At 44.8% G+C, this 13,539-nt stretch carries 12 protein-coding genes; 5 read left to right on the top strand and 7 right to left on the bottom strand.

Annotation, left to right across the window (positions count from 1 at the left end; translation table 11 throughout):
* Window positions 1-17 precede the first annotated feature (17 nt).
* Window positions 18-1,637: an FAD-dependent oxidoreductase gene (locus CUR83_RS12155; RefSeq protein WP_284719736.1), complete on the bottom strand. Its 1,620-nt coding sequence runs from the start codon at window positions 1,635-1,637 to the stop codon at window positions 18-20.
* A 523-nt stretch (window positions 1,638-2,160) separates the two neighbouring features.
* Between CUR83_RS12155 and CUR83_RS12150 the strand changes: the two genes are divergently transcribed.
* Window positions 2,161-2,595, top strand: coding sequence for a COG4315 family predicted lipoprotein (locus CUR83_RS12150; RefSeq protein WP_071002899.1), 435 nt, complete (start codon window positions 2,161-2,163; stop codon window positions 2,593-2,595).
* Window positions 2,596-2,703: 108 nt separating this feature from the next.
* Here CUR83_RS12150 and CUR83_RS12145 read toward each other — a convergent pair whose 3' ends face one another.
* Window positions 2,704-3,309, bottom strand: coding sequence for a YceI family protein (locus tag CUR83_RS12145; RefSeq protein WP_071002900.1), 606 nt, complete (start codon window positions 3,307-3,309; stop codon window positions 2,704-2,706).
* 492 nt (window positions 3,310-3,801) lie between these two features.
* Here CUR83_RS12145 and CUR83_RS12140 point away from each other — a divergent pair, with 492 nt between their 5' ends.
* Window positions 3,802-4,080, top strand: coding sequence for a type B 50S ribosomal protein L31 (locus CUR83_RS12140; protein ID WP_075107333.1), 279 nt, complete (start codon window positions 3,802-3,804; stop codon window positions 4,078-4,080).
* A gap of 89 nt (window positions 4,081-4,169) precedes the next feature.
* On the opposite strand, the gene CUR83_RS12135 is transcribed toward CUR83_RS12140, so the two are convergent.
* From CUR83_RS12135 to CUR83_RS12125, 3 genes are all read right to left on the bottom strand, one after another.
* Window positions 4,170-5,036: an SGNH/GDSL hydrolase family protein gene (locus tag CUR83_RS12135; RefSeq protein ID WP_093070382.1), complete on the bottom strand. Its 867-nt coding sequence runs from the start codon at window positions 5,034-5,036 to the stop codon at window positions 4,170-4,172.
* A complete protein-coding gene (locus CUR83_RS12130; RefSeq protein WP_093070380.1) occupies window positions 5,030-6,427 on the bottom strand; it encodes a nicotinate phosphoribosyltransferase in 1,398 nt (465 codons plus the stop codon). Before CUR83_RS12130 ends, CUR83_RS12135 begins: the two co-directional genes overlap by 7 nt.
* A gap of 161 nt (window positions 6,428-6,588) precedes the next feature.
* On the bottom strand, window positions 6,589-7,656 hold the full coding sequence (locus CUR83_RS12125) for a bifunctional nicotinamide-nucleotide adenylyltransferase/Nudix hydroxylase (RefSeq protein ID WP_284719735.1): 1,068 nt from the start codon (window positions 7,654-7,656) through the stop codon (window positions 6,589-6,591).
* 488 nt (window positions 7,657-8,144) lie between these two features.
* Here CUR83_RS12125 and nfuA point away from each other — a divergent pair, with 488 nt between their 5' ends.
* The gene (gene nfuA / locus CUR83_RS12120; RefSeq protein ID WP_058025134.1) at window positions 8,145-8,807 is read left to right on the top strand and encodes a Fe-S biogenesis protein NfuA; all 663 of its coding nucleotides are present in this window, start codon (window positions 8,145-8,147) and stop codon (window positions 8,805-8,807) included.
* Window positions 8,808-9,037: 230 nt separating this feature from the next.
* On the top strand, window positions 9,038-10,348 hold the full coding sequence (locus CUR83_RS12115) for an O-acetylhomoserine aminocarboxypropyltransferase/cysteine synthase family protein (RefSeq protein ID WP_093070375.1): 1,311 nt from the start codon (window positions 9,038-9,040) through the stop codon (window positions 10,346-10,348).
* Window positions 10,349-10,742: 394 nt separating this feature from the next.
* On the opposite strand, the gene CUR83_RS12110 is transcribed toward CUR83_RS12115, so the two are convergent.
* Together CUR83_RS12110 and rsmI are read right to left on the bottom strand one after the other, a co-directional pair.
* Window positions 10,743-11,762, bottom strand: coding sequence for an adenosine kinase (locus CUR83_RS12110; RefSeq protein ID WP_071002907.1), 1,020 nt, complete (start codon window positions 11,760-11,762; stop codon window positions 10,743-10,745).
* Window positions 11,763-11,816: 54 nt separating this feature from the next.
* Entirely contained in the window at window positions 11,817-12,773 is a 957-nt protein-coding gene (gene rsmI, locus CUR83_RS12105; protein ID WP_071002908.1) for a 16S rRNA (cytidine(1402)-2'-O)-methyltransferase, read from the bottom strand.
* A gap of 131 nt (window positions 12,774-12,904) precedes the next feature.
* On the opposite strand from rsmI, the gene CUR83_RS12100 reads away from it, so the two are divergent.
* Window positions 12,905-13,390, top strand: coding sequence for a YraN family protein (locus tag CUR83_RS12100; RefSeq protein ID WP_071002909.1), 486 nt, complete (start codon window positions 12,905-12,907; stop codon window positions 13,388-13,390).
* The last annotated feature ends 149 nt before the right edge of the window (window positions 13,391-13,539 follow it).

Raw genomic sequence — 13,539 nt, 5'->3', positions numbered from 1 at the left:
GAAATGACTAATACTTGCTATACACCAGCGGGTGAGAGATCATCCAGTGCTGCTTCACGAATACTATGATTGACATCTGCCATTGCTATTGGAAATCCACGCTGCTCAGCGAGTACACGTGCAACCTTATCAACAGCCAGACCATCGTTATGTATCAAGTACGACCATTCGTGTGCGTAGCGGCTACGATTCATTGGCGTATCGTTCTGTATCAATCCGAGCGTCGTCAGCTCATTCACTATCTGATCAGCAGCGATCAAGGTTGAAGATGCTTTGACGTTTTCGGCGCGAGCGTAACGTATATTAGAATACAAGCTTACGTCAGCCACTCGCAACGTATCATCTTCTCCAGGAATTTGCTGCCCACCATATAGCGCATTGCCAACAGTGCGTGCACTATTGAATGTCGGTACAAACTCAGCCACATATTCAATCGCCTGCTGGCTACGCGCTTGTAGTGGCGCTTTGTCCCAGCCATCCTCGATATAGTGTACGTATTGCTGTGGTAGTTTAGGCTGAGCGCTGTCTGAGCTAGATGCGACCAGACCGTCATCAAATAAGGTAATGGCTTTACTCATGCCATGTATCTGAAAATACCCACCCGGATAGGGGGTTAACTGCGCCATGCCTTCGGGCGTACCTCGTTGACCATACACAATAATCTCAGGTATCTGTCCACCTGCATCGCCCCAATGGGTGACATAAGAGGATTTAAACTCGACCATGCGCGTGACTTCTACGCCGACCATATCATCGATGACACCAGTGCGAAAACCGCAAGCATTGACCAAATAATCGACTTCGATAGATTCAGCTTGAGAGTCGTTTGCTTGCTGATAGTCAATGCGCCATTTGGTAACATGGTGATCGGCATTGGTGCAGTTTTCACAATCCACAGGGACTACTTTTTGTACTGTGGTGTCAGTAAAGACATGGGCATGATCATATTCTTCAAGCGCCAACTGCGCAGAAGCCGCCAAGCGAAATATATTCCAGCCATATTCTTGTACGACAATCAGTGGAAATTTTACCTTATTTAAGTCTAAGTATTTGGCAACGGGTATCATCCACTCATCAACCGTACTTGGTACTTCAACTTGCTCACGCTCAGACAACTCAAGCAACTGCTCATGGCTATAGAGCTGATAGTAATCCTCAGGTTCGCCAAGTACTTTATTGTTGACATCCTGCTCGATAAGTTTTTGATAAGCTTCTGTCAAAATATCCAAACGCGGCAGCAAGTCTTCAGGCAGTCCTTCATCGCGTGTCGGCACCGCAAATACAGTAGGACGAACGTCGATGGTATAAGGATAGAGACGTAATATGTCAATACATTGCTTGAGGAGCGCCACACAATCTTCATCAGGTATCTCGCGGTACAAGTTGCCGCCAGCATGCAAGTGGCACATTGGTGGGCCATCAATGAGTGATTTTTTCTTCTCAAACAAATAAGTCTCAAGCCCTAGTGCGGCAAGGCGAATAGCAATCGTTGAGCCTGCAGTACCGCCGCCCAAAATACCGACGCGTTTAGTAGGACGTTTGATTGGCGAGTTTTGATGATCTCCATAAGACAGCACCTTAGAAGAATCATCTTGTTTGACAGAATGAGCGTGATTTTTATTAGAAGACTGAGTCATTGTCGTCATTATATCCTTAGTAGCATTTGCATCAGGCCATGCTGGTATCATCGTTAAATGTCTTGTAACTATTGATATGCGTGCGAAGGTCGCTAAGTTCAATATTTATTTATAAGCCACAACAGAGGTATTTTCTATTGTGTAGTAATACTTCATTTCTATAAGTTCATTTTACGAAGAACTACAGACAATATGATGACAAATACGTAAGTAGATGCATGAGTTTTGTCAACGAGGTGAGGTGGCCTTGGGCAGTTTCTAATAGGCGAGGTCGAGTGCAACATCTGGAGAATGGGGATAAGGTCAGTTTTCTGTAGCCAAAAAGGCCTGTGTTTAAGCATTTTGTAAGATTCAGCCACTTTTGTAAGTTTGTATATTGATGGCCATTATCGCTAAAAACTGTGTGTTATATTCATTTTGCTCAAGTAAAGTTAAAGCTTTGTTTTTATCACTTTCACATCATAAAATAAAAATGGCTCATAAAATTTACTATTACAATTATCAAAATGACAAGGAATTTGCTATGAAAAATATCATGATGTTATCTGCACTAACTGGCGTATTAGCATTGACAGGCTGTACGACCCTAAAAAGTGTTGTTGGAAATGACATGTCAGGCACGCACGAAGTCCAAGCGACCAATAATAACACTGCCCCTGTTGCTAGCAAAAATGGCGTGTTGGTTGATGCAACCAATTACATGACGCTTTATACCTATGACAAAGATTCAATGAATAAGTCAGATTGCGGCACAGCGTGTCAAGTTGTGTGGCCAATCTTCCAAGCACCAAGCAATGCTAAAGCTTCTGGCCAGTTTGCGGCGTTCAAGCGTGAAGATGGTAAGTATCAATGGGCGATGAATGGTAAACCATTATACTTCTATGCTAATGATACAAAGGTGGGTGACAAAGACGGCGATGACAAATTCGACGTTTGGCATGTTATTCCAACCAAATAAGGTGTCATGATATTATCTTAAGGTAAAAGTAGCTTAAGACAAAAAAGCAGCCCTATCATAGAGGCTGCTTTTTTATGGCTAGTAGTAAATGCTAGAAGCTAACAAGACTTATTTTGACTTCTTTTCTACCAACTCACCATCTATCTGAATAGGGACGTTGGTGGTGATGCCTTGTGAGTAAGCGTCCATGCCATACGCTGTACGATCGATATTACCTGTTGCACGGAAGCCAACCACAGGTTCTTTGGTCAAAGGACTGTTATCGATTTTCTTTAGCGTTAGGTTAAGTGTTAATGGTTTGGTTTGACCAAGTAAAGTAAAGTCGCCAGTGACTTTTGCTTGTTGTGGATTGATAAAGTTAACCTGAGTGGATTTAAAGCTCATGGTAGGGTACTTCTCAACATTGAAAAACTCATCGGTTTTCAGATGCTTGTCACGGGCTTCCCAACCAGTATCAATACTGTCTGTATCTACAACAAAGTTAAATTGAGTTTGATTTGGGTTTTTTAGATCGAACTGTACAGTGCCGTCGACATCACTAAAGTGCCCCATAACCGTAGAAAATCCCATATGCTCAACAGAGAAACCGACACGAGTATGTGAATTATCTAGTTGCCACTGAGTTGGTAGAGCAGCGCTTGCCATAGTCGTGATAGCAAGTGCTGAGCTGATTAATAGTGCCTTAGTAGTGGTTTTGATGGTAGTGTTTATCATTGAATAGTCCTTATTTAGTGTTAGGGAAGTTGTGCTTACCGATGAACAAAGAATGCGATATTTTTTGTAGAAAACTGACTAGCCATATCGCATAAATGTTCGATAGATAAATGGCAAAGAAAAGCTAAAGCTCGTTAGCTTAACTACAGATATCTATATAATTGATTAATTAAACTAACCAAATTATTGTACTGGGTTAACTCGTACATCTCAACACTATTTGTGTATTGGTGACAACTTATCACATATCTCTATCACAACTGCGGCTTGCGTTGGGTGACAAAAACCGTTAAAATCGCGGTTTAATTTTCCCGCTGGGGAAAGGCTAAGTGAGCAGAAGAGTGGTGCTTTGTGCTGGAATAAGCCAGTGACGCAGTTGCCATACTTATAATGTCCTTAGTGCCTCAGTAACGTATGTTTTCGTTTGCTTGAGACATCGCTCATGATGTTGACGCAAATTGCCATACATACATCGGACCTAGAGAGTTTATTATGCGTAAAGATATCCATCCTGATTACCAAGAAGTTTTATTCCATGATACAAACGCTGACGTGTTCTTTTTGACTCGTTCAACGGCTAAGACTAAAGCGACTCGCGAATACGAAGGTAAAGAATACCCATACTACCCACTTGATATCTCAAGTGCGTCGCATCCATTCTATACTGGTGAGCAACGTAAAACCTCTACTGAAGGCCGTGTTGCAAGCTTCAACAAACGCTTTGGTGCATTTGGTGGCCGTAGCAAGAAAGCTGCTGACGCTGCTGAATAATTTATACCTATGGTGTAAATGTGTTTTGCTAAGTAATAAAAAACCGCTGATGATTCAGCGGTTTTTTTTGTTTTTAAACACATGTGTTTTTAGGCACTAACACTTGAGTGTGTTTGGTCATCAGCCTGAATGGCAGATGGAGCCAATAACTGCGTAATGTTTTCTACAATTTGCTGTGTCCAATAACCGTACATTAGGCTGCTAGGATGAAAGCCATCACTGGCGAACATCACGGCAATATCAATAGGCTGACCATTGCCATGCTCTTTTATCATGCGTGCAAAGTCAGTTGCCATATAGTTGACACCGTCATGAGCAGCGCAGACTTTTTGCAATATCTCATCAAGTATTGAGGCCTTTGCCCCAACAAAATTATTGAGTGGGGAGGGAATCGCAGGCATCTGCGCCATCGGTGGTAAGCTCAAAAAAATCAATTCGCGGACACCAAACTTGCGCTGTGCAATATGGATGATGTCTTCGATCTGTTGTTGCCATTTGTGGACTGCCACATTGGACGTCGTATCGTTGACCCCAACGCTCAGCAACATCACATCGATAGGTTGGTCAGGAGTAGGGAGGACATATAATCTGCGCAAAATATCAAAGCTAGTATGACCAGTCGTCGCTTGTAATGACCAATTGAGCTGTGCAAAGTTCGATCGAATAACGGCATTCTGTTCCAATATCGGAATCAGCTTACCAACCAGCGCTTCTTGCTGAGTCTGACTGCCAACACCTGCTGCTGCTGAGTCGCCCACGATCATCAAATTGAGCGTCTCTTGGCTTTTAGATGACAGTCCATCATCTGCTTTTGATAGCTCAACCATACCATGTCTTTCGCCGTTTGGCTCCGGCAAACGAACGGTTTCACGCTTGATTTTGCGTCCTTGATAAAGATAAACAGGCGCAAATAATACATCTTTTGCGATAGATGTTAGTTTGTTGGTGTCTACCATCCTGCACGCTCCCTAATAGTTGTAAGGCTGTCCTCAATCAATAATTGACCATCAACATAGACATCGCGTAATAGGTTGTCTGATGGTGCACCCAATGCCTGCTCTTTTATGGTTTTGATCTGACCATTGCCATCTTGTACCAGTGCCAATCGTCCTTTTTTCGATCGTTTTGAGCGGCTGGTGATAGGGTCTTTATAAATATCTTTCCATGTGCCATCGATACAGATAGCGCTCGATTTCATCGCCCAGCTCATGGTGTCACGGTTGACTCGTTGCAATAAACCACCGCCCATACCGAAGGTCACATTTTCTATGCTAAACCCTGCTTTTAACACCACATCAATAATTTTGCTTAAGCTTTGTGCGCTGATGCCATCACCTTGAATGATGCGCACATAATTAGGCAGCACTTTATAGCCTTTGCTATTGACAGTTGTACCAAACTTCACCGCCAAACGCTCTAAAGCCTCACGAACCACTTTAGTCGGCTCGCCACTGTCTGGTCGAATGACCAAGGTACCGCCCATGTTTTTGATGTCGTCTTTTAAGGCGTCGCCCCAGATATTATCGATCGCGTTCCATAGGTCGTAACTGTCTGATACCACCGAAAACGCTTTGTCTGTGCCGCCAAACTGCTCAATCATATTGTGAAAAGCAGCGGTTTCTCCATCACGTCCCCAAGCCGTCATTGTGCTGTGTTCGGCCGCTGGGATAGAGAACGCAGGCATGTCATCACCCATCTGATACCAGCGACTGGCTGCAATAAGTGCTGTCATTGAATCGGTACCAGCAAAGTTGACCAAATGCGCCAAGCTGCCAAGGGCAACCGTCTCCTGACTCGACGCACCGCGCGCGCCAAAGTCATGTAAGCGAAAAGGTAGCGACTCTGTATTGTCCGCTGATTTTTCTAGCGCTTGGCGGATAATCTCTTTGCAATAGCGAGAGACACTAGCGACCGTTGACGGATACCAAATCGCGCGTAATAGCGCTGTTTCGATATAACTTGGTAGCCAATAAAACTCAGGATCAGTGTTGATAACTTGGCAGACTACATTTGATGCCGGAGCGATGCTGCCCTCAGGAACGGCTTGAATACGCAGTGGCAAATAGCCGTTGTGTTTTTCAATCAAGTGCTCCCAGCCCGCACGATTAAAGGTTAAGCCATGCGCTTTAATCACTTTTTCGGCTTCGTCGATATCTTGATGCGTGATAGGAGTGCTTAGGTACTCTTTGATAAAGGCCTGCAGACCAAAGAACACCACATCATAGTCGCCTTTGCGTGCTTCAATGTAGCTGGACAGATACTCACTACCACTTGGATATTGCACCCAATGTGAGGTTTTATAGCTGTCACTATTTAAGATTAAATTGTTTAGATTACTGGTGTACATCACAGAACTCCTCTGCTTTGAGCTGCCGCAGCTGCCTTGAAAGAACAGTGGCGGCGGTTGAGTGCCGTCTATCGGCACTGGTATAAAAATAACAAAGTAAATAGTGAGGTTTTTATTAATGATTGAGACAGCTATCGCTTACGTAATCATTTGTTAAAAAACTATAAGCCAACCATTTTGGTAATAATCGCATAATGATCTTCAAACATCATTTTGGCATCAAGCTCTGCCAGTGGCAGCCAAAAAGCCTTGGTTGCGTCATCACCGCCTTTGACTTTTGGCAACCCTTTTGGGTCGTTTTTGAGCTGGAAGTAAAAGGCTTGGGTAATGGTGCGTCCGCGTGCTGAACGATACGGGTCATCAAAGGTATGCTGACTGTGGCAAGAACCGCGCAATACGGGCTCAGGCACTTTCAGGCGTGTCTCTTCACGCAGCTCGCGAATACAAGCGTCAAATAGCGTCTCTTTTGGGTTTAAAAAACCACCCGGTAATGCCCACAATCCGCGTCCTGGCATACTACGTCGCTCGACTAGTAAGATGTGCCCAGATTGTACAATCAACGCATCAGCCGTCATGAAGGTTGGTGGATAGGGGGCAGATTGCCACTGTCTTTTGTATTTATCAATAAAGTCCGCTTCTTCATGCAGTTGATGATAGTCGTCCGTTTTTTTGAATGCATCGAGGACGCTGCGCGTTGACTCAGGCGTGCGCTCAGGCGTTGGCGTAGCGCCCATCAGATAGCTGTCGCGAATAGGCGTGGCTGATAGATTATGATAATTGGGTACTGACACCGATGCCCAGTTAGGGAACAGCGATAAGTAATATGATGAGCTGTCTTTTGAGTGACCAATCAAGCCAATATCCGTTTGCAAATCACCCGTGACCGATTTCACGCCTGCTTGGACGTATTGTAGCCAGCGCGTGTCATTGTAGAGCGCATCGTCTAGACCGACGCAATGGATACGAGCGGCGTCTTCTGCTGAGTAAGCGCCCTTGATCATTGCAGCGCGTTCAGCGACGCTAAATGGATTACGTAAGCTGCGTGGTAGATTGGCCGAACCAATCAGCATAATCACTTCATCAGAGCGTTTGAGCGCTTCGTCAATGACTGCCTTGTGCCCACAATGAAACGGCTGGAAACGCCCGATAAAAACCAAATAACGGTAGTGTGTGCTGTTTTTTCGCTCGGGGTTTTGCTTATCTGAAGCTTGCTCTGATAATTCACTCATAGACGCCAATTTCCTACAATTTATTTTTATTGATAAAAAATTAATGACGCTAATACTGACACAGCCTGTGACTTTCTGACAAGTGGAAAGATGTTTAGGGGTGTATCCTTAGTAGGCAATATTTATATTTAGTCTGCTTGATAAATAATGCAGCTGTCTTTATATAGAGGGTAGCTTATCAGTCATTATATAAACAATGCCTAATCTACTGACTTGTAGTGCCATTGAAAAAACCAATGACAACCATTTGCAGCGGTCACGGTTCAATTCACAGTAGCGCGGTCGGAATTACTCCTTGATTCAGGTATAATGGCCATTATAGACGGATTAAATTTTATGACTATTGCTGCCAGTGCATTACAATAATAAACCTCAAGCACTGATGGCTTGCAAACTGATATAAGCCATAAAAATTTTGAAAAATTCAAATTCACGACACGGTCGCCATAATAGATATTGCGCTTGTGTCATAACGCATAGGAAACATTATGAGTGAGCAAAATCAAGCCGCTGACTATGAGTCAGCATTAGATACTGAGCAAGTTGAAGCAAAAAGCAATATCACCATCACTGAGTCTGCTCAAGGCTATTTGGCAGACTTGTTAGCCAAGCAAGACACTGATGGTATCGGTGTGCGTATCTTCGTTGAGCATCCTGGTACGCCGCGCGCAGAGTGCTGCATGGCTTACAACCAACCAGGCGAAGAAGACAGCGCTGATTTGTGCTTGACCTATGATGATTTTTCAGCCTTTATCGAAGCGGCCTCGGTGCCTTATTTGGAAGATGCGGTCATCGATTACAATAAAGATCGTTTTGGTGGTCAGCTGACCTTCCGCGCGCCAAACTCTAAAGTACCGAAAGTAGGTGCTGATGCCAGTGTCGAAGAGCGTATTAACTATGTCTTGCAGTCAGAGATTAACCCTGGCTTGGCAGCGCATGGCGGTGACGTACAGTTGCTTGAATTGATTGAAGAAGAAGGTATTGGCCTGACCGCGGTCTTGAAGTTTGGCGGTGGTTGCCAAGGCTGTTCAGCTGTTGATATGACACTGCGTCAAGGCGTTGAAGTACAGCTTAAGCAGCAAATACCAGAACTGACGCAAGTGGTTGATGATACCGACCATACGCGCACAGAAAATGCTTATTATAAATAAATGCAAAAAACCAATAAAAGCAGCATAGCGGTTATAAAAACGCTTATGCATGTTTGTCATTAAACAATTAGTATTTTGCTATTCTTTTAATAAAGAAGCTGAGTTATGATGAACTCAGCTTTTTTTATTGCTATGATTTAGCAGACAGCTTTTTAAAATAGTTTTTAAACGCGAACTCTTGAATCAGTAAATCTTGATCAATACATTTGATCCATACAAAGGAATGTACGATGAGTGATGAACAAGCAGCCCAAGAACTAAAGAACAACCAGCGTCTTGAGACCTTGGCGATTCATGCTGGCTATAGCGTGGAGCCGACCACCAAATCTGTCGCCGTACCTATCTACCATACCAGCTCCTATGCGTTTGATAACACTCAGCATGGTGCTGATCTGTTTGATCTAAAGGTCGCGGGCAATATCTATACGCGTATTATGAATCCGACCAATGCGGTGCTAGAAGAGCGCGTTGCTGCGCTTGAAGGTGGTATCGGTGCGCTTGCGGTCGCCTCTGGTATGGCTGCTATCACTTATGTGATCCAGACCATTTGTGAAGCAGGTGACAATATCGTCGCCGTATCGACGCTATATGGCGGGACTTACAATTTGTTTGCGCATGCATTGCCGCGTCAAGGTATCGAGGTGCGCTTTTTTGACCACAAAAATCCAGAAGCCATTCGTGATTTAATCGATGATAAGACGAAAATGGTCTTTGCCGAGAGTATCGGTAACCCACTAGGTAATATCGTAGATATTCAGGCGCTCAGTGATATTGCTCACGAGTACGGTGTGCCTGTCGTGATTGACAATACCGTTGCGACCCCTGCGCTATGCCGTCCGTTTGAGTTTGGTGCGGACATTGTGGTGCATTCATTGACTAAGTATATGAGCGGTACGGGGACGTCGATTGGTGGTGCGATTATCGATAGTGGTACGTTTGCGTGGGGCGATTATCCTGAGCGTTTCCCATTACTGAACACACCAGATGCCAGTTATCATGGGGTGAATTTTGTCAAAGACGTGGGCGCGCCTGCCTTTATCGCGCGTGCTCGTGTCGCACCGCTACGCAATACGGGCGCGGCGCTTAGTCCGCTTAATGCGTTTAGTATCTTGCAAGGGATGCAGACGCTGAGCCTACGGATGGAGCGTCATGTACAGAACGCACAAGCGGTTGCAGAATACTTACGTGACCATGACAAGGTCGCTTGGGTAAAATATGCTGGCCTGTCTGACCATCCTGAGCATGAGCTTGCCAAAAAATATATGAAAGGCACACCTTCTGCTATTTTGACCTTTGGCGTAAAAGGCGGTTTGGAAGCAGGGTCGCGCTTTATCGATGCGCTACAGCTGATTACGCGCTTGGTGAATATCGGTGATGCCAAGTCATTGGCCTGTCATCCTGCCTCGACGACGCATCGCCAGTTAAATGGGCAGGAGCTTGAGCAAGCTGGCGTTAGTGAAGATATGGTACGTTTGTCTATTGGTATCGAGCATATTGAAGACATCAAAGCCGATCTTGCGCAAGCATTAGCTACTGCTTAGGGCGTGTTGAACACTCGACCATGGCACTGACAGCGACTATTTTTTAGGCGACTCGATGTTAAAAATAATAAGCTTAGTCATTCTAAGCGCTTATTTTTAACGATGAAGCGGCAAAAAAGAGTCCTGTCCCCTGCTTTTATCGTTGGGGCTGATGCTAAAATTGCCCCATACTGCGTTACAAATCTCGCTAAGGCATCTGCATTATCGTCGCTTTGTGCCTTGTCTGGAACAATTTTAGCGATCAGCAGTGCCTATTTGCGAATGTTCAACACGCCCTAATATAAAAGCGTGCTCATTTAGGAAAATTATTTGAGTGATTATAATCTATAAACAAAAAAGCCCATATCGACTTGATATGGACTTTTTATTTGCGTTAAATATACATATTCAGCATTTAAGCAGATAGGACACGCTGAGCGATATCTCGGTAATCCTGCGAGGCAAGACGTGGTCCAAACTGCTGGATGACTTGTGACGATATTTCGCTAGCAAGACGTCCACACTCTGGCAAGCTATAATGCTGTGATAGCGCATACAAGAAGGCACCCGCGTAGTTATCACCTGCGCCATTGGTATCGATGACACTCGTTACTGCTGGCGTTGCTACGTCGTAAACTTCAATCTCCGATTCGTCATCAGGCTTGTGGGCAATGACCGCACCGTTGGCACCATCAGTGACGACCGCTGTTTGGCAATGTTCAAGCAAAGCACGGGCAGCGGCTTTGACTTGTTTTTTATCGGTGAATAGCTTGGCTTCTTCGCTATTACAGAATATCACGGCAACTTTATTGCCGAGCATGTTAAGCAGGCCGTCTTTGGCAAATTTCACTACCGCAGGATCCGCAAAACTCACGGCAATTTTTGCATTATGAATACCGGCTTGTTGGCGCAGTTGCGTCATTGCTGGTTGAATGCTTTCAGACATGGCCAAATAGCCTTCTAAATATAGCCAGTCTGCTTGCGTCAACGCATCAAAATCAACATTGTCAGCTGCGATTTCGCTTGAGGTGCCAAGATAGGTCTGCATGGTACGCTCGCCATCTTCGGTGACAGCGACCACGCATGAGCCGGTCACACCGCCTTCATGGATAGATTTATCTGATGTGGCAACGCCTGCTTCGTGCAAGTCTCTGAGGTAAAATGCCCCTTGATCGTCATCACCGACGCGGCATGCATAGAACGGCTTGCCACCGAGGCTAGCAAAGGTGAACATCGTGTTGGCTGCTGAGCCACCGCCGGCTTGTTTTGATGGCTCAATCTCAGCCAACTTAAAGTAAGCCAGTAGTTGCTGCTGCTCCTCAAACTCTGCTAGTGTCATATTACCTTTGGTCAGCTCGGTCTCTTCTAGTGCCGCATCTGACAGCACATACTCGTGATCAACCAACGCATTACCTATCGCCATTACATCGTACATTGCTTACCTCTCTTCAATTAATTTATAAACAGTTATCTTTCTTATTGTTAAAAACTAGTCAGCTTGCAGCTCTAGTAGACGCTGATAAAGTGCATTCTTTTTTACACCAGTGATATCAGAGGCCAGCGCGGCTGCTTTTTTGACCGATAGATCCTCTAGCAAACGCTGTAGCAATTTATCATGAGTACTGATGTCGTCAGTATCCTTTGCCACACCGGCGCCAGCGACGACCACGACGATCTCACCGCGTTGCTGATTGTCATCTGCTTTGACAAACTCGACTAAATCGCCAAGGGTGCTCTTATGTACGGTTTCAAACGTTTTGGTCAATTCACGACAAAAAGTCACTGCACGGCCTGCACCAAATATCGTCGCCATATCTTCCAGGCTAGATACGATACGATGCGGCGCTTCATAAAATATCAGAGTTTCGGTACGTGCGATCAAATCGTTCAGTTGTTTTTGACGGCCGTGAGTTTTGGCTGGTAAAAACCCAATAAAGCTAAATCGATCTGATGGCAACCCTGCCACTGACAATGCGCCAATAGCAGCAGAAGCCCCAACGATAGGAGATACGGTCACGCCAGCTTCATGTGCAGCCTGTACCAATTGATAACCTGGGTCACTAACCAGTGGCGTACCAGCGTCACTAATCAAGGCAATCGAATGACCTTGCTCAATCATTTGAATGATTTTAGGCGTTTGAATAGCGCTATTGTGTTCGTGATAAGCCCATAGCTTGTTATGACCTTTTTGCTTCGTTGTGGCCTCATCATCTTCTACACTACTTGTGGCATGATGGGTCTCTGAGCTTTTTGCCTCATCCGTTTTGCTTCCTTTGGTATCAATACCAAAATGCGACAACAGCTTACCTGAAGTGCGAGTATCTTCACAGGCAATGATCGCGACCTGCTTTAAAACAGCAATCGCGTGTGGCGTCATGTCGGTCAAGTTGCCAATCGGCGTGGCAACGATATAGAGACAAGCTGGCATCGCAGTAGGGGTAGACATGAAAACCTCGGGTTATTAACAATAATAGTGCGCCATTATATCCAGTCGTTATCTATGATTTTTCAGTCAAATAGTGAGTGAATAAATCGATAGATTTTGAGAGCATAACGCGCAGAAGTGGCTAGTTTAGCATGTTGTGCTATGATAATTCTCAAATGTTAAGCAGACGAATTGACCTTATGGCGAATCACAAACCTTTGATTTTAACCTCACCGAAACAACGCCAAGGCAGCCTGTTTGAACAGCAGGCGTGTGAGTATTTACAAGCACAAGGGTTACGGTTGGTGGCGCAAAACTGGCAACAGCCAAAAATAGGCGAGCTAGATCTGATTATGACGGAAGTAGGACCTGCATGGTCAACGCTAGTATTTATCGAAGTTCGTCAACGCAAGCGGTCAGTCTATGGCGATGCAGCACTCAGCGTGACGACAAGCAAGCAGCGTAAAGTGATTAAAGCGGCGCAATGTTTTTTGCAGCAGCATCCTGAGTACGCTCATTATGACTGCCGCTTTGATGTCATTGCTTATAATACGGCGGGTAAGCTCAGCTCAAAAGAGAATCCGTTGAGTGATGAGCTGCAATGGCTTAAAGGTGCCTTTGTAGCCAGTGCATGGTAGTAAATATATAACGCAAATACGGGATGACTCGCGCGCCTGACTGAATCTAGCGCGCAATACTCGTTACCAAAAACCTAACCGCTGCTGGCCAAAATTAAGTAAAGTAGCTGTTAACAAAATTTGTCTTATCACTGCTAGATAAAAATTGA

The sequence above is a fragment of the Psychrobacter pocilloporae genome (assembly GCF_029872915.1).
Lineage (GTDB): Bacteria > Pseudomonadota > Gammaproteobacteria > Pseudomonadales > Moraxellaceae > Psychrobacter > Psychrobacter pacificensis.
The sequence above is the reverse complement of the archived record's forward strand: the minus strand, read 5'-3'. Positions and strand labels throughout refer to the sequence as shown.